The sequence below is a fragment of the Agrobacterium sp. V1 genome, assembly GCF_030518355.1.
In the GTDB taxonomy this organism is placed as follows: Bacteria; Pseudomonadota; Alphaproteobacteria; order Rhizobiales; family Rhizobiaceae; genus Agrobacterium; species Agrobacterium cucumeris.
On sequence record NZ_JAULSF010000001.1, the window covers coordinates 778313 to 798449 of the forward strand.

Below are 20137 nucleotides of genomic sequence, written 5' to 3' on the forward strand. Positions count from 1 at the left end.
CGGAATTGGGCCCGCGCTGACGCGCATCACCCCACCATTGCTTCCTCATATTCGCCGGAAAGCATCAGCCATTGCTCTTCGGCGTCGGAAAGTTTGGCAGCGGCCTCGCCACGTTCCTTGACCTTCTGTGCGGCCTTGGCGGGCGCCTTTTCGTAAAGGGCGGGGTCCGCCAGTTCCTTGTCGAGCGCCTGAATCATTTTCTCAAGCTTCGCCGTCAGGGATTCGATTTCGTTGATCTTTTTCTTGAGCGGCGCAAGCTGGGCGCGCTTTTCCGCATTCGCCTTGCGTTGATCTGCCTTCGACGCCTGATCGGACGCGGCCTCGGTTTTGTCTTCCTTTTTCTTGCCGGAGGAAACGACGATGTCGCGATATTCCTCCATGTCGCCTTCGAAGGTTTTGACCGTGCCATCGGCAACCAGCCACAGCCGGTCCACCGTCGCTTCGATGAGGTGACGATCGTGCGAGATGAGGATGACTGCGCCGTTATAATCATTCAGCGCCTCGATCAGCGCGCGGCGGCTGTCGATATCGAGATGGTTCGTCGGTTCGTCGAGGATCAACAGGTTCGGCGCGTGGAATGCGGCAAGCCCCATCAGCAGACGCGCTTTTTCACCACCGGACAGATCCTTCGCCGCCGTCGCCATCTTCTCCGTCGCAAGGCCCATCTGCGCCACGCGTGAGCGCACCTGCGCTTCAGGCGCCAGCGGCATCAGCTTGCGCACATGTTCGACCGGCGTTTCATCAGGCACCAGATCATCCAGCTGGTGTTGTGCAAAGAAACCGATCTTCAGGCCGGGGGCGGTGCGAAGATCGCCCGCCTGCGGGGCAAGCCGGCCGGAAATGAATTTCGCGAAGGTGGATTTGCCATTGCCGTTGGAGCCGAGCAGCGCGATGCGATCGTCATTGTCGATGCGCAGATTGAGCTGCTTCAGGATCGATTTGCCCGGTTCGTAACCGACAGCACCCCCATTGATGGCGACGATGGGCGAGGCGGGCTGTTTTTCCGGCTCGGGAAATGTGATCGGCTGAACATGGTCCTCGATAACAGCGGCAACCGTGCCCATGCGCTCCAGCGCCTTGATGCGGCTTTGCGCCTGTCGGGCCTTGGTGGCCTTGGCACGGAAGCGGTCGATGAAGCTTTGCAGATGTTTGCGCGCAGCGTCGCTCTTGACCTTGGCCTTCATCTGCAATTCGTCGGCCTCGGCCTTCTGGCGCTCGAACTGGTCGTAACCGCCGCGATAGAAGGTCAGCTTCTTCTGGTCCAGATGCACGATGGAATTGACGGCATTGTTCAGAAGGTCGCGATCGTGGCTGATGATGATGACGGTATGCGGATAGCGGCGAATATATTCCTCCAGCCACAGCGTGCCTTCGAGGTCGAGATAGTTGGTCGGCTCGTCGAGCAGCAAAAGGTCCGGCTCGGCAAACAGCACGGAGGCGAGCGCCACGCGCATGCGCCATCCGCCGGAGAAGGAGGAGGCGGGGCGAAGCTGTGCCTCGTGGTTGAACCCGAGACCGGCAAGAATGCTGGACGCGCGGGCTTCGGCCGAATGCGCATCGATATCGACGAGCCGCATCTGGATTTCGGCGATCCGGTGCGGATCAGTTGCGGTTTCCGCTTCGGCCACAAGGGCGCTGCGTTCCTTGTCGGCGGAAAGCACGATTGATATCAGCGATTCTTCCGTTCCCGGCGCTTCCTGGGCCACCTGGCCGATGCGCGCCTGTTTGGGAATGCTGACCGAACCGCTTTCGGCGGAAAAATCGCCGGTAATCACCTTGAACAGGGTGGATTTGCCGGCGCCGTTGCGGCCAACGAGACCCACCTTCACGCCGGCGGGAAGCGCCACGCTGGCATGGTCGAGAAGCAGGCGCCCGGCGATACGGGCGGAAAGGTCGGTAATCGTAATCATGGCGCCGTTTTGGCCGAACTGCGTGGCCAAGGCAAGAGCGCCCGCGCCACATCGGATCATATATGGCGTTTGAAGCGAGTCGGTTTGGGCGGAATTGTCGCGCGTGCGCGCAAACTTTGGTTTTGCGCGTTTTTCGGGCGCAAAACCGCGATGCATTTTCACTGGAAGTGCTCTAACAGCCAAGCTGGGCCAGATAGCTGCTGCGGCTGTGCTGGGCCAGGTCCCGGGAATAGCCAACAACGCAGTTGCGCGTCCCGCAGCGTGCCGAAAGCAGGGCAAGTTCGGCATGGCTGAAAAATTCGGCGGGCGTGGCGGTGCCGTCCACCGCCGCAACGCCGATCGAAACCGTCAGATGTTCGCCTTCGCCTTCACTGGTCACGAAGCGCAGCGCCTCCACACTTTGCCGCAGCCTTTCCGCAATCGCTTCTGCGGTATTTTGCGAGACGTTGGCAAACAGAAAGGCAAATTCATTGCCGCCGACGCGGGCAACGAAATCGTCTTTCTTGATGGTCTTGCGGAAAAGTGCCGCAAACCGCCGGAGCGCCTTGTTGCCGGCGCTGGTGCCATATTTGCCATTGATTTCGCGGAAGCGGTCAATGTTGAGCAGCATCAGCGAGGTGGCGGATGCCGCCTGGTCGCCGGCGAAAAGGTCTGCGAGTTTTTCGAGGAAAGCCGCGCGGTTGGGAAGCGCCGTCAATGCGTCCCGCAGGGAACTTGCCTGCAGTTCGGCCCGGCGTTTTTCAACTTCGCGGATTTTCATCAGCCCCATGGCGATGAAGTGCCGCAGGCTCGTCTGTTCCTCGTGAATGTCGCCCATCAAGCGGGCGAGCCGCTCGGTTGCCGGCGGCTCCTGATGATTTTCCTCGGCAAGGCTGGCGATGAACGTTTCGGCCCGCTGCACGCCGGCTTCCAGCCGCGCTGAGATCTGCTTCAGCGTTTCGAAGGCCTCGTTGGCCATTGCCTCGGCCTCGATCTTCGAAAAGCCGGGCAAATTGTGTCTCTGGCCGATAATATCGATTTCATGCTGCTGCGGCGCGTTGCCGAGTGCCAATATATCGCGCCCCATGGCCGGGTTGTGCCCCGACAATATTTCGTAGATCAATTCGTAATTGCGCGGCAGCGGCGCAATATTCATCTTGGCGATGAATTGCGTGATCTTGGTAACGACAAGACCGTTTTTTGACTGTTCGCGTTTTTTATCGCCAGCAGATGTCGTCACCGTCAGCCCCAAAAAGATAGTATTTATGGATTCATCGAAATATGCAGCATCCGAATGCGGCTATTCCTACACGCCACGGTTTAAAATAGACTAAACTCCTGGGATGTTTTTGTCGTCTTGGTGCTGGAATTCGCGTTTGTCGGAGAGTGGACGGCTTTTGATCGATAACATGATTAATGCTGATTTGATTTCAGGCCATTGCCGTTCTTATATCGTTGTATCGATATAGCCAAAGAAGGTGCTGCCCATGACGAACTCCAGAACCTTGTACTCGCTGTGTGGAAGCGACATTTCCCGGCCGTTTTCTCCCCATTGCTGGAAAACCGTGCTTTCGCTGGCGCATAAGGGGCTGGATTTCGAGGAGCGCCCCTTGCCCTTCACGGTCATACCGACGGTTGAGGACGGTTTTTCGAGAACGGTGCCGATCCTGCGCGACGGCGAGCAGCTGGTGAGCGACAGTTTCGAAATTGCGCTTTATCTGGATGACGCCTATCCGGAGCGGCCGTCGCTGTTTGACGGGGAGGGCGGCAAGGCAATGGCCCGCTTCGTTGAAAGCTGGTCCCAGACGGTGCTTCACCCGGCCATCACCCGTATCGCCCTGCTGGATATCCACAATATGCTGGATGAGCCGGATCGCCGTTACTTCCGTGACAGCAGGACGAAAGCGCTTGGCCGCCCGCTTGAGGATGTCGCGGCGAACCGCGAAGCGGAAATCGCGGCCTTTCCGGCATTGCTGGCGCCGATCCGTCGCATGTTGAGCTTCCAGCCCTTTATCGGCGGCACGTCGCCGCTTTTTGCCGATTACATCGTGTTCGGCGCGCTGCAATGGGCAAGGATCACCACCGGTGCCGATCTGTTTTCCGATAATGACCCGGTGCGGGACTGGTTCGAAGGCTGCCTTGATCTCTATGATGCAAGAGGCCGCAGTGTGACAGCGGCGTGAAATGTCTCGCGCCGTTATCGCAATATGGTCGATCCCCCTTGTTTTCGGGCCTTTGGGCGGGTAAAGACCGCCCACTTTCTATATAGGAAAAGGAAACGGACACATGGCGATTGAACGCACATTTTCGATGATCAAGCCGGACGCAACCAAGCGTAACCTGACGGGCGCGATCACCAAGGTATTTGAAGATAACGGCCTGCGCATCGTCGCCTCCAAGCGCGTCTGGATGAGCAAGCGCGAAGCTGAAGGCTTCTACGCCGTTCACAAAGAGCGTCCTTTCTTCGGCGAACTCGTTGAAGGCATGACCTCCGGCCCGACCATCGTTCAGGTTCTGGAAGGCGAAAACGCCATCCTTAAGAACCGCGAAATCATGGGCGCCACCAACCCGGCCCAGGCCGCTGAAGGCACCATCCGCAAGTCCTTCGCGCTTTCCATCGGCGAAAACTCCGTTCACGGTTCCGACGCTCCGGAAACCGCCGCACAGGAAATCGCCTACTGGTTCGCCGAAACCGAAATCGTCGGCTGATTCAAAATATCAACGGCTTGAATCGCTGTTGCAGGCGATTGCACGAAGCCGCTGAAAAGACTCGAAGAAACGGAGCCGAAAGGCTCCGTTTTTTTGTTGGGTGACAGGTACGGGCCTCCACACTCCGTCACCCCGGACCAGATCCGGGGTCCAGTGCGATCAAGTCTTTGATCGCGAAAAACTCTTTACGCCGCGCAGACGCGCGGCTGCTGGATACCGGGTCAAGCCCGGCATGACGGATGAGAGTTTGTTACTTCGCTCCGGGAACTCGGGTCGCCAAAAGTCTTCACGACGCCGGACACCCCTGGGCCGGCCGCATATCCGTGGTACCGTCAGGTTTGAACACCTCTGGATTGGGCGTGTAGAGCGGCCCGACCACCAGCGGTTTGGCGGGAAGAAGCGACTGGTCCGTGTCGGAGTGGATCGTGGTCTCGATCGTCTGCAGAACAGCGCCCTCAGGCCCCTTGATGCGGATGGTGACTTTATACGGCCGATCCTGCTTGACGCATTCGACCGGCGGGCTCTGAACGGCGATCTTTTCGTCGGCTGGAAAAATTCTGTCGCTCGTCGTCAGGTCAGGACCACCACGGGGATTTTCGAATGAGGCCTCCACCGTGCTGCCGTCGGCGATGGGCGCGACGCGCTGCAGGGTCACCAGATAGGTGGCAATCGCCACGCGGTAATTGAAGACGAACATGCGGCCTGAAATCTTCGCGACCTCGCGCGGTTCGTCGCGCTGACAGCTGGAGAGACCGAGCGCGGCCACGACCGCAAGCAACGGAAGGGCAATCCTGTTCATGCCTGCGCCTCCTTTGTCCGGTGGTAGTGCCGGCTGGCTTTTTGCCGGTTGCCGCACACCGCCATGTCGCACCAGATCCGGCTTCTGTTCTTGCTGCGATCGATGAAGAGCCAGCCGCAATTGCCGCAGATCCGCAGCCGTTCCCGTGTCTCCCGCGCAAGCAGCGACAGGGCGGAATGGGCCGTGGCGTTGCCGAGGCTTTCGGCCGCCGGAAAGGTGCGCAAGGCCGTGCCGCAGGCGAAAAGAAGGTCCGCCAGCCTGGCGTCATCACCGCCGGCACCCATGATCGACGAGCGAAAATAATCGTCGATCGCCTCTCGAAGTTTGAGAAGGATTGGCCGTTGCTCCGCTTCGGGTGCGTTGAGTGCGGGAAACCTGTCGCGCTCCGCGCCAAGCCGTGTCGATGCCTCGGCAAAAGTGGCGATCTGTTCGGGCACTGCAAAACGGTCAACCGATTTTGCGGCGTCCAAGCGCAGGATCACACTATTGGCGACATCAAGCGCCAATGCGCCGCCTGCGAAACGATGAGCTGTCCAGCGAAAGATCATGCGGCATATTATAACTGTCAAAACGTATTTTAACAGTTACAATAATGCTGGGAGGATGCGTATGGCTTATTTCCTGCAACAATTGCTGAATGCCGTGCCGGTCGCAGCCCTCTATGCGGTTCTGGCCTTCGGTTATGCCCTCGCCTTTTCTGTCACCAAACGTGCCGATGTCACCTATGGTGCCATATTCGCCTTCGCCGGCCAGACCTGCCTGTTATTTGCCGATTTCGGCTGGAACCGGTTATGGCTGGTTCTGCCGGCCACACTGGCGCTTGGGGCGGGGGCAGGGCTGTTCGGCGGGTTGTGGGCTGCGGGTTTCGTCGGCAGGGCGGTGATGCGGCCGCTGGTGAAAGCCTCTCCCAATGCGGTGACAGTCGCCTCCATCGGCGTGCTTATTGCGCTTACCGAAAGTGCAAGGATCGCTGCCGGCACAAGGCAATTATGGCTGCCGCCGCTTTTGTCGCAACCGGTGCGCTTCTGGAGCGATGGCGGCTTTGCCGTGACCCTGACGCCAATGCAGATGCTGAACACGGCAGCGTTTGGACTGGTCGTCCTCTCAGGATCCGTTTATCTCGGCCGTTCCGCTTTCGGCAGACGGTGGAAAGCCGTATCGGATGATCCGCTTGCGGCATCGTTCTGCGGCGTAAATGCGGGCCGGGTATTCCTGCTATCCTACTGCGCGGCAGGACTTGTCGCCGCCATTGCCGGTGTGCTGGCCACTTTTTATTACGGCACCATGGATTTTGGCGCCGGCCTCGTCTTCGGCCTCAAGATCGTGCTGATTTCGGCAGCGGGCGGTTATGCCAGCCCGCTTATCTGCGGTTTGGGGGCGGCGGCCGTCGGATTTGCGGAAACCCTGTGGGCCGGTTATGGCCCGGTCGTCTGGCGTGATGCGGCGGTGCTGGCGCTTCTGGTCGGCTGGTTGATTGTCATGCGCAGCAGGGCGGAGGCGCCTTGAGGCATTTCCGAAAGCGGACTGCGGTTCTCCGCCCGGAAATGCGGGAAAAGGAGATGAATTACCGCCACTTGTCCTTCGCCGAATCGTCGGTCGTCTTGGCTGATACCCAGTCTCGCACCGCTCCGTCCTTGCCATGTTCCTTTTTCCAGAACGGGGCGGAGGTCTTCAGATAGTCCATCACGAAATTTGCGCCGTCAAAGGCCGCCTGCCGGTGGCTGGAAGCGGCAATGACGAGAACGATATTCTCACCGGCAGCGATCTTGCCATGGCGGTGGATGGCGGTGAGGCCGAGAAGGTTGAAGCGTTCGATGGCGAGTGCGGCGATGCGGGTAATTTCGGCTTCGGCCATGCCTGGATAATGTTCAAGCTCCAGCGCTGCAAGCGTGCCGCCGTCGTCGCGGCAAAGCCCGGTGAAGGCGACGACCGCGCCGATGCTTTTGTCGCGTTGCGTCAGCCGCCGGGTTTCGTCTGCGGCATCGAAATCCTCACTTTGCACACGGATCGTCGGCTGCACAGCTTTCTGCATCCGCTCATCCCCCGGTCATCGGCGGAAAGAGACCGATCTCGCGCGCGCCGACGATGCTCTCGTCATGCTCGACATGTTCCTGATTGACCGCAACGCGGATCACATCAGGAAATTCGAAGGCCGCCTCGTAGTTTTCGCCACGGGTTATGAGCCAGGCGATCAGCTCACCAGCCGTGGTGACGGAGGAGGGAATGTCCAGCTCTTCCTCATCGGTACCGATCTTCTCGCGCACCCAGGCGAAATAAACGATGCGTGTCATCAGTCTTCGTCCACGATGTGCTTGAGGCCGGCCTTGAAGTAATCATAACCGGTATACATGGTGAGCGCAGCCGCAAGCCAGAGAAGCGTAATGCCCATCTCTGTCGTATAGGGCAGGACCTTGTCACCCGCCGGACCTGCCAGCAGGAAGGCAATGGCGACCATCTGGATCGTTGTCTTCCACTTGGCGATGCGGGTGACGGGAACGCTGACCTTCAGCGCCGCCAGATATTCGCGCAGGCCGGAGACCAGAATTTCACGGCAGAGAATGGTGATGGCGGCCCAGAGCGACCAGCCGGCAATGGTGCCATCAGCAGCCATCAGTAGCAGCACGGAGGCGACCAGCAGCTTGTCGGCGATCGGGTCCAGCATCCGGCCGATATTGGACGTCTGGTTCCAGATGCGGGCCAGATAACCATCGAGGAAATCGGTCAGCGAGGCGATGATGAACAGCCAGAGCGCCGTCCAGCGCGCGAAATCCGAGCTTTCCAGTTTGCCCTCGATGAAGAAGCACAAAACGATGACAGGAACCGCCAATATGCGGCCATAGGTCAGAAGATTGGGGATGCTGTATGCGCGCGAAGCCATGGGAAACCTGTCAGTCAAAGATCAGCTGTCTTGATGCCGCCCCTGACGCATAGGGTCAACATGTGATTATGTTTTTTTAGCAGTTCGCCACGACGGTTCGGTATCAATCGCGGCCGCTCTCGTGGAAGTGATTGTAGATTTGCCGCGCCACCGCCTCGGAAATGCCGGTGACGGCCATCAGGTCGTTGAGGCCGGCACGCGAAACGGCCTTGGCAGTGCCGAAATGCTGCAGCAGCGACCGTTTGCGACCGGGGCCAATGCCTGAGATTTCATCCAGCGGATTGCGTATCATTTCCTTCTTGCGCCGCGCCCGGTGCGAGCCGATGGCGAAACGGTGAGCTTCGTCACGCATGCGCTGGATGAAATAGAGCACGGGATCGCGCGGCGGCAGGGAGAAGTCGCTGCGTCCATCCGCGAAAAAGCGTTCACGGCCGGCATCGCGGTCCACGCCCTTGGCAACGCCGATTGCGGTCACACAGTCACGAATATCGAGTTCATCGAGGATGGCGCGCACCGCCGTCATCTGCCCCTGACCGCCATCGATCAGGATCACGTCCGGCCAGCTGGGGAAAGGCATGTCGGCCGCTTCCTCCGGTGTGGGTGTCCGTTCTCGGTCCGGCTTGCCCTCTTCCTTCAGCAGGCGTGAGAAACGGCGGGTCATCACCTCGCGCATCATGCCGAAGTCGTCACCCGGGGTGATGTCGGTCGATTTGATGTTGAACTTGCGATATTGATTTTTCACGAAACCTTCCGGCCCCGCCACCACCATGCCGCCCACGGCATTGGTGCCCATGATATGCGAGTTATCGTAAATCTCGATGCGGCGCGGCACATAGGGCAGGCTGAAGGTTTCTGCAAAACCTTTCAGCAACCGTGCCTGCGAAGAGGTTTCCGCCAGCTTGCGGCCATGCGCCTCGCGGGCATTGGCAAGAACATGGTCGGTAATGTCCTTTTTCTCGCCGCGCTGCGGCACGCTGATCGTGACCTTGTGGCCGGCTTTTTCGCCGAGTGCTGCGGCCAGCAATTCCTGTTCCTCGACGGTTTCGGACAGCAGGATTTGTTTTGGCACCGGCTTGTCGTCGTAAAACTGCGCAAGGAATGCGTTGAGGATTTCCGAGCCGGGCAGGGAAGGGTCCGCCTTCGGGAAATAGGCACGATTGCCCCAGTTCTGGCCGGTGCGGAAAAAGAACACCTGAATGCAGGAAATGCCGCCTTCGTGATGAATGGCGAAAACATCCGCTTCCTCAATGCCGGCCGGATTGATGCCCTGATGGCTCTGGACATGCGAAAGTGCGGCCAGCCGGTCGCGATAGACGGCGGCGCGCTCGAAATCGAGATCCTCGGCCGCCTCGTTCATCTGCCGCGCAATGGCGGTCTTGACGCTCTGGCTTTTGCCGGACAGGAAATCCTTGGCTTCCTTGACGAGTTCCTCATACCCCTGATCGCTGATCTCATGCGTACAGGGGCCGGAACAGCGCTTGATCTGGTACAGAAGACAGGGACGCGTGCGGGTCTCGAAAACACTGTCGGTGCAGGTGCGGATCAAAAAGGCGCGTTGCAGCGAATTGATCGTGCGCCCCACTGCGCCGGCCGACGCAAACGGTCCGAAATAATCGCCCTTGCGCGCCCGTGCACCCCGGTGCTTGAAAATCGCCGGGGCACGATTGTCGGCGGTGATGAGAATATAGGGAAACGATTTGTCGTCACGCAGAAGCACGTTAAAGCGCGGCCGCAAGCGCTTGATGAGGTTGGCTTCCAGGAGAAGCGCCTCTGTCTCCGTGCGTGTGGTGACGAACTCCATATGGGTGGTGAAACGCACCATCTGGGCGATGCGATTGGAATGCACGCGGCCCTGGGCATAGTTGCCGACACGCTTCTTCAGCGAGCGCGCCTTGCCGACGTAAAGAACGTCGCCCGCTTCGTTGAACATGCGATAGACGCCCGGCGAGTTGGGCAGGTGTTTGACGAATTCGCCGATGAGGTCCATGCCCTTCAGGCCGGATTCATTCTTCCAGCCCGCATTCCAGTCCATGCCCACGGCGTCGCGCGGAGCCTCCGCCACTTCTGCCGTGGCAAGGCTTGCATCGTCGTCTTCATCGTCGGTTTCATCGAAGAGAATACCGCCATCAGGCAGCTTCTTTCCGTTCATTCAGGTATCTCCGCCACGTCAGGGGTTTCCCAGCCAAGGTGCTGGCCGCCGTCGAGCGCGATCATTTGTCCGGTGACCGACGGCGTATCGTAAAGAAAGCGAATCGTCCGCCCGAACTCATCCGGGGCAGGACCACGCTTTAATATAAGGCCGTCGATCTGCGCCTGAAAGTCCTCGGGCGCCTGTCTTTCGCTTTTGAAGGAGGGACCCGGCCCGATGGCGTTCACCCGCACACGCGGCGCAAAGCTCTGCGCCATCGTTCGTGTCGCAGTCCAGAGGGCGGATTTCGAAAGCGTGTAGGAATAGAAACGGGGTGTGAGCGCCAGCACGCGCTGATCGATGATATTGACGATCAGACCGGATTTGTCCTTCGGCAATTGCTCGACAAAAGCAGCGGCGATGAGGGACGGTGCCCGCACATGCACGGAAAAATGCGCGTCGAAGATCGCCGGATCGGGTTTATCCGCACTGTCCTCCAGAAAAACCGAGGCATTATTGACGACGACGCCGATGGGGCCGAGGGCGGAAGCTGCCTTTTCGACAAGCGCCATGGTTGGCGCAGATTGTGTCAAATCCGCCTGAACGGCAACGGCCTTGCCACCGTTTTGCCTTATTTCGTTAGCGAATTCCTCCGCCTGCGCCATCGATTCATTGGCATGGACGGCAATCGCAAAGCCATGGGCGGCCATATCGGTGGCGATTGCCCGTCCAAGCCTTCGGGCGGCTCCGGTTATCAAGACTGTCTTTTGTATATCTTCTTTCACGGCGGACCTGCATTTGCTCATACATGCCCTATGTGCTGGATATAAATGCAAATCGCAAGCTGTCCGTCAGCCCTAAAAGAATTGGGCGATTTTTTATTCGCAATGCAATTTTGATTTAATTTAAATATAACTAAGTTTAAAGCCGATCTATTGCTGATTAGGCTTTTGTTAGGGTTAATAAAACCCTTGTGGCAATTAGGCAACGTCTAATTCTAGTCACGTGTCTGCCCCAAACAATTCACATTTTGGCTCTTTGATCTCCGCATTCTCCCATCAAGTTCAGTTTCCAGAGGGGCGATTAACCCGACGATTTTTACACCGCGTCTGAAAACAATGTTTTGAGTGCAGAGCGGTCCTGAAAGGAGAATAGCATGCGTATTTTCGTAGCAACCCTTATGGCTTCGACCATGGCAGCTGCCGGCTTTTCGGCTGCTCACGCCGCTGACGCCGTAAACGAAGTGCCCCAGGCACCGGTGTCCTACGACCAGCCCGCACCCGTCAAGGATTGGTCCGGCGCTTACCTCGGTGGTACGGTCAACTATGACTGGGGCCGTTTCAGCTCCAGCAATGACGGCCGTGACGCCAAGGGCTTCGGTGGCGGCCTGTACGGTGGTTACAACATGCAGAGCGGCCAGATCGTTTACGGTGCGGAAGCAGACGTGAACCTGGGCGACGAGAAGGGCTCTGCCGGTACGGTTGCCGGTCGCGCCATCGAAGGCAAGCAGGGCGTCAACGGCTCGCTGCGTGGCCGCGTTGGTTACGACATGAACCCGTTCCTGCTCTATGGTACGGCCGGTCTTGCTGTCTCCGACAACAAGGTTCGTGACGCGACCTCCAAGGACAGCGCCACCGCCCTCGGTTACACCGTTGGTGCCGGTGTTGAAGCCATGGTGACCGACAACATCACCGCCCGTCTGGAATATCGCTACAGCGACTACCAGAAGAAGGACTACGGTCTCGACTCCGGCGCATTCTCGCGCGGTTTCGACGATCACTCCGTCAAGGCCGGTATCGGCGTCAAGTTCTGATCCTTCACGGATCGGTCAAGGAAAAGCCGGGGCGCAAACCCCGGCTTTTTTGTTTTTGTTCTTGTGGGTTGCCGAGAGCGCCCGGCGACCTGGCCGGGCACTGTTCCGCTTCGCCTCAGGCGGCTGCCTTCATTTCCGCATAGGCTTCGAAACGCTTGCCGAAAATCTCCGGCCATTGTGCCAGCGCATCGCGGCCTTCGGCCCATTCACCGGCAAAACGCAGGTCGAGATAACCGATCATCGCTGCCAGCGCGAAATGGCCGCCATGCAGCTTCTTGCCGGTCTTGGGCAGGTTGGCGTTCAGATGGTCGAGGCCCCGGACCACTTTTTTCCACTGCTTGTCGATCCACGGCTGATGGATCTTGTCCTCCGGGCGAAAACGGCGCTCGTAAACGATGGCCAGGAGACAATCCATGATGCCGTCGCAAAGCGCTTCCAGAATTTCCGCTTCCGTGCGCTTGCCGTCCTTTTTCGGGTAAAGCTTGCCGCCCGAAAGACGGTTGAGATAATGCATGATCGCCACGCTGTCATAAACAGAGCCGCCGTCATCCAGCAGCAGGACCGGGATCTTGCCGAGCGGATTATTGTCCATCAGCGTTGCGGGCTCGGCGCTGGCGTCGACGCGCACATCGGTAATCTCGATGCCGAGATGGCGGGCGGCCATGCGCACCTTGGCGGAATAGGGGGAGGCGGGCGAATAAAGCAGTTCCATGGTTGGGTCCTATGGGGTTGAATTAGCGTATGGGGATGATTTCGGTGGAGCCGGCGCGGCAGCCTTTGCGGTCAAGCTCGGGGCAGTCGCGAAATGTCATGTCCCTGTTGAGGCAGATGCGCACTTCTTCCAGGCGCTTTTCATCACAGCTGATCGAGATGCCGCGTTTCGACAGGCCGGGATTGGCGTCGGTGAAGGCGGTTTCGATGGCGTCGGCGGAAAGGGTGGCGGCTTGCGCGCCCGAGGCGATCTTGCCCGGCAGTGTCACGGCTTCAAATGCGGCCCGCGTCACTGAAAAATAATCTTTCTGCGACAGGCCGGAACAGGAGCCGTGTTTGCGCCACTGGTGGCCGATCAGACCCATGGAGGGCATGATGTCGAACATGGTGCGGCCGATCGCGTCCGGCACACGGTCCGGTTCGCCGCTTTTGCAGAATTCGGGATAGCCGTTTTCGTTTTGCGGCCAGAGCCCATGCACGACGAAACCGTAACGCCTGTCGCTGCCACATTGCTGGCGATTGCCGGAACCTTCCGAACTGGCGCAGAATGCCGGCGACCAGGATAATGATAGCACGTAAAAATCAAAACCCGTGCCGCGAGGGGCGGGGTTGGTGCCTGCATGCTGTTGGGATGCATCGCGTCGAGGTGCGTCTGGATTTCCAGCGGGCTGTGATTGCGATTGTGTCTGGCGGTTCGGATTGGAGCTGGTGGGAACGGTTTGTTCTTGCGCAAACCACAGCGCGGCAAGCGACAGAATACCGAAAGCGATGAAACCGGCATAACGATTCATTCCGTGCGCGCTCTCCGGAAAGTGGATGACCTCACATCGCCTGAAGGCGACAAAGTGGTCTTACATCAACTTGTGAACGGGGCAAATGTTGTTTCGTGTGAGCTGCCAATACTTCCCACAATCCCTCAGCCGCCCATCTGCGCAATACGTCGCGTCATCCAGTTGACGTAGCTGGTGCGCGTCATCTTGCGTCTGGTGGATTCCTTATCAATGAAATCGAGAACGTCGGCGTCAAGCATCATGTTGGCACGCACGGGTTTTCCCGCAAGACGAATGAGTGGCACACTCGTCAACATGCTTCCCCCAGGCACGGATACCTCTTCGAGCGCGCTGGGTTCCGCCAGAGGCGCGTTGTCTCGGTCCATTTCAAGCGCGTAATCGCGCAGGGCTTCTTCGGCGTTGATAATCGCTTCGTCTATGGTTTCACCCATGGCGACCACGCCGTCCATATCCGGAAAGACCACGCCATAAGCGCCTTTCTCTCCATCTATAAGTGCGGGATACCTGACAGTCATTTCGCAGTTCCATAGGTCGTTGAACATTGGTTTTTCGCGACGGGAACGTTAAGCGTTCCACCCGGCCTTCTTCGCAATGGAACCCGCCACGCCCGGACTGAGTTGACGGTGCCTCGGCACCTGTACAAAACCCTTTTCGGGGTGGCGATAGATGTCGTGGGCAGCTCCATGCCGGTCGAACGCCCAACCTTCTTCCTTCAGCCGCTTGATGACTTTAGCAGCATTTGTTTCCATTAAATCTCCGCTGTGCATATATTTGCACTCGCAACAGGAAAGGTCAATTTCTGCTGTGCATATATTTGCACGATTACAGCCTTGCGAATGCTGCGTGAGGACCACGTGGGGTAGGAGTGTGACACGGCAACAAAAGGTGACAGGCAATTTTTTGTGAAAAGGTTGAAAGCTTCGCCGCATAACGAATAGACTCCGGCGAATCTTCCGCGAAAGACGGAAGGAGGCTTGGGCGAAGCTGGAGGAAATAGGCGGCATGACCGCATGAGATTTAAGAAATATATCTGGCCTGTCGTTGGTCTGGCGACGATCGGGTTTTCAGCCTGGCTGCTTTATCATGAGCTGCGCGGTCTTTCGCTTGATGATCTCTGGGAAAGCTTCATGGCCATCCGTGTGCGGGACTGGGTGTGCTCCGGCATGGCCACACTGCTGGCCTATGCCGCGCTTGCCGGCTACGACCGCATTGCGCTCCAGCATCTCGGCCGCAAGGTGAACTGGTTCTTCATCACGCTCACCTCGTTTACCACCTATGCGCTTTCCCACAATGTCGGTGCTTCCGTGTTTTCCGGCGCCGTGGTGCGCTACCGGGCCTATACGTCCAAGGGCCTGAGCGCCGCCGAGGTTGGCGTTCTCGTTGGTCTTTGCTCCTTCACCTTCATCATCGGAACCATCATGCTCATCGGCATGGTGCTGCTTTACGAGCCTGACATCACCGAACGCTTCACCGGCATCCTTCCTGTTGAGGCTTCCACAACAACAGGCATCCTGCTGCTTGTTATCGTCGGCCTTTACGTGCTTGGCAGTCTGCTGAAGCTGAAACCGCTGAAAATCCGCTCGTTTTTCCTGCCCTATCCGGCACCGAAACTGGTGGCGCAACAGCTGGTCATCGGGCCGATCGAGTTGATCGGTGCGGCGGGCATCATCTATTTCGCGCTGCCGGAGGCCGGAAATCCCGGTTTCATGATCATCCTCGGGATATTCCTGATTTCGTTCTCGGCGGCGCTCATCTCGCATGCGCCGGGCGGGCTTGGCGTGCTGGAACTGGTCTTCGTCACCGGTCTGCCGGATATGAACCCGGCGGACGTGATCGCGGCGCTGCTGGTTTTCCGGCTGTTCTACCTCATAATTCCGTTCATCATGGCCCTGTTCGTGATCCTGTTCTTCGAGCGGTCACAGCTTGCAGAGGCGCAGAAGCGGGAAGGATTGAGGTAACCCTCAGTCCTCCTCCGACTTTTCCTCGCCGCGCAGCCAGAAGGCGCGGTGCGAGGCATAGCGGTCCTGCGCCATCACCGTTTTCAGGAAGGGCAGGAGCGTGTGCAACTCGTCCTTCAGCGTATAGGGCGGGTTGACGATGATGAGGCCGGAGCCGCTCAGGCCTTCCAGCCGGTCGCTTTTCACGGAAAGCTCGGCGCACAGCATTTTCGGAATGTCGAAGGATTGCAGCCGCTCGTGAAAATCCTTGATCGGCGCACCCTTTTTCAGCGGATACCACAGGCAATAGGTGCCCGTGGAAAAACGCCGATAGGCCTTGTTCAGGCCATCGGCCAGTCGCTGATATTCGTTTTCAAGCTCGAAAGGCGGATCGACGAGGATAAGGCCACGTTTTTCCTTGGGCGGCAGATGCGCGCCGAGCGACAGCCAGCCGTCCAGCTCGGTCACACGCACCTGATAATCGCCCTCGAAGAGACGGGATAAAGCCCGGCTATCGTCCGGATGCAGTTCCATGGCCGAAAGCCGGTCCTGCGGACGAAACAGCATGCGTGCGAGTTTCGGCGAGCCGGGATAAAATTGAATGCCGCCCTCCGGATTGAGCTCCTTCACCGCGGTGAGATAGGGCTCGAGCAGTTCGGCGATGGGGGCGGGCAGGTCGGCCTCCACCAGCTTGCCGATGCCGGTCTGCCATTCGCCGGTCTTCTGCGCCTCTTCCGAGGTAAGGTCATAAAGCCCGATGCCGGCATGGGTATCCAGCACCCGAAACGCCTTGTCCTTGTTCTGCAGGTAGCGCACCAGGCGGGCAAGAACTGCGTGTTTGAGAACATCCGCGAAATTGCCGGCGTGATAGATGTGGCGGTAGTTCATGGATGTGTCTCGCTTGCAGATGGCCAGGATGAATATTCTTGATGGACGTCACTTCGGCCTTTTGGCCGCAACATTGATGCAATATACAAAAGCCATGAACGTTGCGACCCCGATCTCCGCTGAAAAAGCCGCCACCAATGCCGAACTCCGTATCGGCCACACCGTCTGTCCGCATGACTGTCCGAGCGCCTGCGCGCTGGAGGTCGATATCAACGCGGAAGGCCGTATCGGCCGCGTGCGCGGCGCCAACAGCAATACATACACCGCCGGCGTCATCTGCGCCAAGGTGGCGCGCTATTCCGAACGCATCTATCATCCCGGCCGTTTGCTGACCCCGAAGCGCCGCAAGGGCGTAAAAGGGGCGGGTGACTGGCAGGAGATTTCCTGGGAAGCGGCGCTGGACGAGGTGGCGGATGCTTTCGTCAAGGCGGAGGCCCGGCATGGCGCGGAGGCCATCTGGCCGTATTTCTACGCCGGAACCATGGGGCAGGTGCAGCGCGATTCCATCGAGCGGCTGCGCCACGCCAAGAAATATTCCGGCTTCTTCGGGTCGATCTGCACCAACATGGCCTGGACGGGTTACGTGATGGGCACGGGTGCGCTGCGTGGTCCCGATCCGCGCGAGATTGGCAAGGCCGATGTCGTCGTCATCTGGGGCACCAATGCGGTTGCCACGCAGGTCAATGTCATGACCCATGCGGTCAAGGCCCGCAAGGAGCGCGGCGCAAAGATCGTCGTCGTTGATATCTACGACAATCCGACGATGAAACAGGCCGATATGCGCATCGTCGTTCGCCCCGGCACGGATGCGGCGCTCGCCTGCGCCATCATGCACATCGCCTTCCGCGATGGTTATGCCGATCGCGATTACATGGCGCGCTTTGCCGATGATCCGGCCGGGCTGGAAGCGCATCTAAAGACAAAGACGCCGCAATGGGCGTCGGAGATTACAGGTCTTTCCGTCGAAGAGATCGAGGGTTTCGCAAGGCTTGTCGGCACGACGAAAAAGACGTTCTTCCGGCTGGGTTACGGTTTTGCCCGCCAGCGCAACGGCGCGGTCGCCATGCACGCGGCCCTGTCGATCGCCACCGTGCTCGGCTCCTGGCAATATGAGGGCGGCGGCGCGTTCCACAATAACGGCGATATTTTCCGGCTCAACAAGGCGGAACTGATGGGCACGGCCTATGCCGACCCCGATGTGCGCCAGCTCGACCAGTCGCAGATCGGCCCCGTGCTGACGGGCGATGCCAATGCGCTGCGCCACGGCGGCCCGGTGACGGCGCTGCTCATCCAGAACACCAATCCCGTCAACGTGGCGCCCGAACAACGGCTGGTGAAGCAGGGTTTCCTGCGCGACGATCTTTTCGTTGCCGTGCACGAGCAATTCATGACCGAGACGGCTGACATGGCCGATATCGTGCTGCCGGCCACCATGTTCCTCGAACATGACGATATCTACCGCGCCGGTGGCCAGAACCATATTCTGCTTGGGCCCAAACTTGTCGAGCCGCCGGAAACGGTGCGCACCAACCTCTTCGTTATCGAGGAACTGGCGAAACGCCTCGGCGTCGATCATATGCCCGGTTTCGGCCTTTCGGCCCGCGAGCATGCCGACCGTATGCTGAAAGTCAGCGGCTGGGGTGATTTCGATACGCTGGCGGAGGAGAAGTGGATCGATGCGCAGCCGTCTTTCGAGGTGGCGCATTATCTCGAGGGCTTTGGTTATGGCGACGGAAAGTTCCGGTTCAGCCCGGATTGGGCAACGGGGCCGTCTCCGAACAAACCGCCAAAAAATATCGGCGTCATGGGGCCGGTATCCGAGTTTCCGAAATTCCCGGATCAGGTGGATGTCATCGAGACCGCCGACGGGGATCATCCCTTCCGGCTGGCGACATCGCCGGCCCGCAACTTCCTGAACTCCACCTTTGCGGAAACCAAGACCTCCGTGCAGAAGGAAGGCCGCCCGGAATTGATGATCTGCGCCGAGGATGCCGCCGGTCACGGTATCGCCGATGGCGACATCGTCCGCATTGGCAACGCACGCGGCCAAGTACGCCTCCATGCGAAGATTGTTGAGGGCGCCAGGCCAGGCGTGCTGATTGCCGAAGGGCTGTGGCCCAACAAGGCGCATCTGGATGGCGAGGGCATCAATGTTCTCACCGGCGCCGATGCCGTTGCCCCCTATGGTGGCGCGGCTTTCCATGACAACAAGGTTTGGCTGCGCAAAGACTGACGGGACATGGAATGAGCAAGTTCGACAATGTGAAGATTGAAATTCTGAAAGACGAGACGCTCTCGAAGAACTGGTATCATCTCCGCAACATCACCTATGATTACACCAATTCGAAAGGTGAAACGAAAGTCATCCGGCGTGAGGCCTATGATCGCGGCAATGGCGCGACCATCCTGCTTTACGATCCGCGCCGCGAGACGGTGGTGCTGGTGCGGCAGTTTCGCGTGCCGACCTACGTGAACGGCTATCACGGCTGGCTTCTGGAGGCGCCCGCCGGCCTGCTGGATGGTGACGACCCGGCCGAGGCCATTCGCCGCGAAGTGATGGAGGAAACCGGATATGTCGTGAAAGACGTGCGGTTTCTGTTCAAATCCTTCATGTCGCCCGGTTCCGTGACCGAAATTCTGCACTTTTTTGCCGCCATCATCGATTCATCGGATCGGGTGGAGGAGGGCGGCGGTGCCGCACATGAGGACGAGGACATCGAGGTTCTGGAGTTTTCACTGGCGGATGCCATGAAGATGATAGAAACCGGCGATATCTGCGATGGAAAGACGATCATGCTGCTGCAATGGGCGGCCCTGAACAAATCGTCCCTCACCCTGTGACGAAATTGCCTGCGGAGTGACTATGGACGGTTCATTGAAAATGACTGCTGCCGGCGAGGCGGACAGAATACGGCTGGTGGAAAAAGAGACGGTCTGGAAGGGCTTCGTGCATATGCAGAAGCTTATTTTCGACCAGCGCATGCCGGATGGCAAAACGATCCGCATCGTGCGCGAAGTGCACGACCACGGCAGCGCCGCGGCCATTCTGCTTTACGATAAGAAGCGCGACAGCGTGGTGATGGTGCGGCAGTTCCGCCCCGCCGCCTTCGTAAACGGCGATCCAAGCTTCATGATCGAAGTCCCGGCCGGCCTTCTCGATGACGACAATGCGGCCGACGCCATTCGCCGTGAGGCGATGGAAGAATCCGGTTACGCGGTTGAGAAGGTCGATTATCTCTTCGACATGTATGCCAGCCCCGGAACCTTGACGGAAAAGGTCAGCCTCTTCGTCGCGCATATCGATCTCGACGTGCAGGCCGGTAACGGCGGCGGTCTTGCAAGCGAAGGCGAGGATCTGGAAGTTTTGACCTATGGTCTCGACGAAGCCTTCGCGATGATCTCGTCCGGCGAAATCACCGATTCCAAGACGATTATCCTCTTGCAATGGGCAATGCTCAACCGTCACAGCCTTTAATATTAAAGGCTGTGCGAAAACGGGGAATGTCTCTCGAACTATACTCTAAATTACTTTAAATTCAATTAAAAATTGTTGTTGATTAATTAATCAACCCCGGTAAGCTTTGTGCGTCTAGG

At 58.7% G+C, this 20137-nt stretch carries 22 protein-coding genes; 8 read left to right on the forward strand and 14 right to left on the reverse strand.

Annotation, left to right across the window (positions count from 1 at the left end; all coding sequences use genetic code 11):
* Positions 1-26 precede the first annotated feature (26 nt).
* Together QSV77_RS03825 and QSV77_RS03830 are read right to left on the reverse strand one after the other, a co-directional pair.
* Positions 27-1910 carry an ABC-F family ATP-binding cassette domain-containing protein gene (locus QSV77_RS03825; RefSeq protein WP_302732576.1) on the reverse strand — a complete coding sequence of 628 codons (1884 nt, stop codon included), beginning with the start codon at positions 1908-1910 and terminating at the stop codon, positions 27-29.
* A 172-nt stretch (positions 1911-2082) separates the two neighbouring features.
* The gene (locus QSV77_RS03830; protein ID WP_302732577.1) at positions 2083-3129 is read right to left on the reverse strand and encodes a GGDEF domain-containing protein; all 1047 of its coding nucleotides are present in this window, start codon (positions 3127-3129) and stop codon (positions 2083-2085) included.
* A gap of 247 nt (positions 3130-3376) precedes the next feature.
* Between QSV77_RS03830 and QSV77_RS03835 the strand changes: the two genes are divergently transcribed.
* Positions 3377-4072 carry a glutathione S-transferase family protein gene (locus tag QSV77_RS03835; protein ID WP_052820359.1) on the forward strand — a complete coding sequence of 232 codons (696 nt, stop codon included), beginning with the start codon at positions 3377-3379 and terminating at the stop codon, positions 4070-4072.
* A 103-nt stretch (positions 4073-4175) separates the two neighbouring features.
* Positions 4176-4598 carry a nucleoside-diphosphate kinase gene (ndk, locus tag QSV77_RS03840; protein WP_003502118.1) on the forward strand — a complete coding sequence of 141 codons (423 nt, stop codon included), beginning with the start codon at positions 4176-4178 and terminating at the stop codon, positions 4596-4598.
* A 286-nt stretch (positions 4599-4884) separates the two neighbouring features.
* Here ndk and QSV77_RS03845 read toward each other — a convergent pair whose 3' ends face one another.
* Positions 4885-5397: a hypothetical protein gene (locus tag QSV77_RS03845; protein ID WP_302732578.1), complete on the reverse strand. Its 513-nt coding sequence runs from the start codon at positions 5395-5397 to the stop codon at positions 4885-4887.
* Complete coding sequence (locus QSV77_RS03850) at positions 5394-5945, reverse strand: CGNR zinc finger domain-containing protein (RefSeq protein WP_302732579.1); 552 nt, start codon at positions 5943-5945, stop codon at positions 5394-5396. The genes QSV77_RS03845 and QSV77_RS03850 overlap by 4 nt, the downstream gene beginning before the upstream one ends.
* 61 nt (positions 5946-6006) lie before the next feature.
* Between QSV77_RS03850 and QSV77_RS03855 the strand changes: the two genes are divergently transcribed.
* Positions 6007-6903 (forward strand): branched-chain amino acid ABC transporter permease, encoded by an 897-nt coding sequence (locus tag QSV77_RS03855; RefSeq protein ID WP_302732580.1) that lies wholly within the window; start codon positions 6007-6009, stop codon positions 6901-6903.
* 58 nt (positions 6904-6961) lie between these two features.
* Here QSV77_RS03855 and QSV77_RS03860 read toward each other — a convergent pair whose 3' ends face one another.
* The 5 genes from QSV77_RS03860 to QSV77_RS03880 form a co-directional block, all read right to left on the reverse strand.
* Positions 6962-7429 (reverse strand): molybdenum cofactor biosynthesis protein MoaE, encoded by a 468-nt coding sequence (locus QSV77_RS03860; RefSeq protein WP_302732581.1) that lies wholly within the window; start codon positions 7427-7429, stop codon positions 6962-6964.
* Between the two features lie 4 nt (positions 7430-7433).
* On the reverse strand, positions 7434-7688 hold the full coding sequence (gene moaD, locus QSV77_RS03865; protein WP_142839513.1) for a molybdopterin converting factor subunit 1: 255 nt from the start codon (positions 7686-7688) through the stop codon (positions 7434-7436).
* Positions 7688-8275 (reverse strand): CDP-diacylglycerol--glycerol-3-phosphate 3-phosphatidyltransferase, encoded by a 588-nt coding sequence (gene pgsA, locus QSV77_RS03870; RefSeq protein ID WP_046798832.1) that lies wholly within the window; start codon positions 8273-8275, stop codon positions 7688-7690. The genes moaD and pgsA overlap by 1 nt, the downstream gene beginning before the upstream one ends.
* A 103-nt stretch (positions 8276-8378) precedes the next feature.
* Positions 8379-10424: an excinuclease ABC subunit UvrC gene (gene uvrC, locus QSV77_RS03875; protein WP_302732582.1), complete on the reverse strand. Its 2046-nt coding sequence runs from the start codon at positions 10422-10424 to the stop codon at positions 8379-8381.
* Positions 10421-11209, reverse strand: a complete 789-nt coding sequence (locus QSV77_RS03880; RefSeq protein WP_302732583.1) for an SDR family oxidoreductase — start codon at positions 11207-11209, stop codon at positions 10421-10423. The genes uvrC and QSV77_RS03880 overlap by 4 nt, the downstream gene beginning before the upstream one ends.
* 350 nt (positions 11210-11559) lie before the next feature.
* On the opposite strand from QSV77_RS03880, the gene QSV77_RS03885 reads away from it, so the two are divergent.
* Entirely contained in the window at positions 11560-12216 is a 657-nt protein-coding gene (locus QSV77_RS03885; protein WP_142839515.1) for an outer membrane protein, read from the forward strand.
* A 115-nt stretch (positions 12217-12331) separates the two neighbouring features.
* Here the strand turns inward: QSV77_RS03885 and QSV77_RS03890 are convergent, their stop codons facing one another.
* The 4 genes from QSV77_RS03890 to QSV77_RS03905 all read right to left on the reverse strand — a co-directional run bounded on the left by QSV77_RS03890 (position 12332) and on the right by QSV77_RS03905 (position 14467).
* Positions 12332-12928 carry a glutathione S-transferase gene (locus tag QSV77_RS03890; protein ID WP_302732584.1) on the reverse strand — a complete coding sequence of 199 codons (597 nt, stop codon included), beginning with the start codon at positions 12926-12928 and terminating at the stop codon, positions 12332-12334.
* A gap of 22 nt (positions 12929-12950) precedes the next feature.
* A complete protein-coding gene (locus tag QSV77_RS03895) occupies positions 12951-13718 on the reverse strand; it encodes a ribonuclease (RefSeq protein WP_302732585.1) in 768 nt (255 codons plus the stop codon).
* A 125-nt stretch (positions 13719-13843) separates the two neighbouring features.
* Positions 13844-14233: a type II toxin-antitoxin system HicB family antitoxin gene (locus tag QSV77_RS03900; RefSeq protein WP_271361014.1), complete on the reverse strand. Its 390-nt coding sequence runs from the start codon at positions 14231-14233 to the stop codon at positions 13844-13846.
* A 48-nt stretch (positions 14234-14281) separates the two neighbouring features.
* On the reverse strand, positions 14282-14467 hold the full coding sequence (locus tag QSV77_RS03905; protein WP_271361015.1) for a type II toxin-antitoxin system HicA family toxin: 186 nt from the start codon (positions 14465-14467) through the stop codon (positions 14282-14284).
* Positions 14468-14728: 261 nt separating this feature from the next.
* Between QSV77_RS03905 and QSV77_RS03910 the strand changes: the two genes are divergently transcribed.
* Positions 14729-15676, forward strand: coding sequence for a lysylphosphatidylglycerol synthase domain-containing protein (locus QSV77_RS03910; RefSeq protein WP_142839520.1), 948 nt, complete (start codon positions 14729-14731; stop codon positions 15674-15676).
* A 3-nt stretch (positions 15677-15679) separates the two neighbouring features.
* Here the strand turns inward: QSV77_RS03910 and QSV77_RS03915 are convergent, their stop codons facing one another.
* Positions 15680-16543: a 23S rRNA (adenine(2030)-N(6))-methyltransferase RlmJ gene (locus QSV77_RS03915; RefSeq protein ID WP_271361016.1), complete on the reverse strand. Its 864-nt coding sequence runs from the start codon at positions 16541-16543 to the stop codon at positions 15680-15682.
* A 28-nt stretch (positions 16544-16571) separates the two neighbouring features.
* Between QSV77_RS03915 and QSV77_RS03920 the strand changes: the two genes are divergently transcribed.
* Genes QSV77_RS03920 through QSV77_RS03930 form a run of 3 tightly spaced genes read left to right on the forward strand, consistent with a single transcriptional unit; the run spans position 16572 to position 20018 of the window.
* A complete protein-coding gene (locus QSV77_RS03920; protein ID WP_302732586.1) occupies positions 16572-18776 on the forward strand; it encodes a molybdopterin-dependent oxidoreductase in 2205 nt (734 codons plus the stop codon).
* 11 nt (positions 18777-18787) lie between these two features.
* On the forward strand, positions 18788-19384 hold the full coding sequence (locus tag QSV77_RS03925) for an NUDIX domain-containing protein (protein ID WP_269698202.1): 597 nt from the start codon (positions 18788-18790) through the stop codon (positions 19382-19384).
* 40 nt (positions 19385-19424) lie between these two features.
* Positions 19425-20018 carry an NUDIX domain-containing protein gene (locus QSV77_RS03930; RefSeq protein ID WP_302733881.1) on the forward strand — a complete coding sequence of 198 codons (594 nt, stop codon included), beginning with the start codon at positions 19425-19427 and terminating at the stop codon, positions 20016-20018.
* Positions 20019-20137 lie beyond the last annotated feature (119 nt).

Coding starts and splice junctions, on each gene's coding strand:
- QSV77_RS03925 (WP_269698202.1), top strand. CDS start 18,788: ATGAGCAAGTTCGACAATGTGAAGATTGAAATTCTGAAAGACGAGACG.
- QSV77_RS03900 (WP_271361014.1), bottom strand. CDS start 14,233: ATGACTGTCAGGTATCCCGCACTTATAGATGGAGAGAAAGGCGCTTAT.
- QSV77_RS03855 (WP_302732580.1), top strand. CDS start 6,007: ATGGCTTATTTCCTGCAACAATTGCTGAATGCCGTGCCGGTCGCAGCC.
- QSV77_RS03890 (WP_302732584.1), bottom strand. CDS start 12,928: ATGGAACTGCTTTATTCGCCCGCCTCCCCCTATTCCGCCAAGGTGCGC.
- QSV77_RS03915 (WP_271361016.1), bottom strand. CDS start 16,543: ATGAACTACCGCCACATCTATCACGCCGGCAATTTCGCGGATGTTCTC.
- QSV77_RS03920 (WP_302732586.1), top strand. CDS start 16,572: ATGAATATTCTTGATGGACGTCACTTCGGCCTTTTGGCCGCAACATTG.
- QSV77_RS03845 (WP_302732578.1), bottom strand. CDS start 5,397: ATGAACAGGATTGCCCTTCCGTTGCTTGCGGTCGTGGCCGCGCTCGGT.
- moaD (WP_142839513.1), bottom strand. CDS start 7,688: ATGACACGCATCGTTTATTTCGCCTGGGTGCGCGAGAAGATCGGTACC.
- pgsA (WP_046798832.1), bottom strand. CDS start 8,275: ATGGCTTCGCGCGCATACAGCATCCCCAATCTTCTGACCTATGGCCGC.
- QSV77_RS03895 (WP_302732585.1), bottom strand. CDS start 13,718: ATGAATCGTTATGCCGGTTTCATCGCTTTCGGTATTCTGTCGCTTGCC.
- uvrC (WP_302732582.1), bottom strand. CDS start 10,424: ATGAACGGAAAGAAGCTGCCTGATGGCGGTATTCTCTTCGATGAAACC.
- QSV77_RS03930 (WP_302733881.1), top strand. CDS start 19,425: ATGACTGCTGCCGGCGAGGCGGACAGAATACGGCTGGTGGAAAAAGAG.
- QSV77_RS03910 (WP_142839520.1), top strand. CDS start 14,729: ATGAGATTTAAGAAATATATCTGGCCTGTCGTTGGTCTGGCGACGATC.
- QSV77_RS03850 (WP_302732579.1), bottom strand. CDS start 5,945: ATGATCTTTCGCTGGACAGCTCATCGTTTCGCAGGCGGCGCATTGGCG.
- QSV77_RS03885 (WP_142839515.1), top strand. CDS start 11,560: ATGCGTATTTTCGTAGCAACCCTTATGGCTTCGACCATGGCAGCTGCC.
- QSV77_RS03860 (WP_302732581.1), bottom strand. CDS start 7,429: ATGCAGAAAGCTGTGCAGCCGACGATCCGTGTGCAAAGTGAGGATTTC.
- QSV77_RS03905 (WP_271361015.1), bottom strand. CDS start 14,467: ATGGAAACAAATGCTGCTAAAGTCATCAAGCGGCTGAAGGAAGAAGGT.
- QSV77_RS03835 (WP_052820359.1), top strand. CDS start 3,377: ATGACGAACTCCAGAACCTTGTACTCGCTGTGTGGAAGCGACATTTCC.
- ndk (WP_003502118.1), top strand. CDS start 4,176: ATGGCGATTGAACGCACATTTTCGATGATCAAGCCGGACGCAACCAAG.
- QSV77_RS03825 (WP_302732576.1), bottom strand. CDS start 1,910: ATGATTACGATTACCGACCTTTCCGCCCGTATCGCCGGGCGCCTGCTT.
- QSV77_RS03880 (WP_302732583.1), bottom strand. CDS start 11,209: ATGAGCAAATGCAGGTCCGCCGTGAAAGAAGATATACAAAAGACAGTC.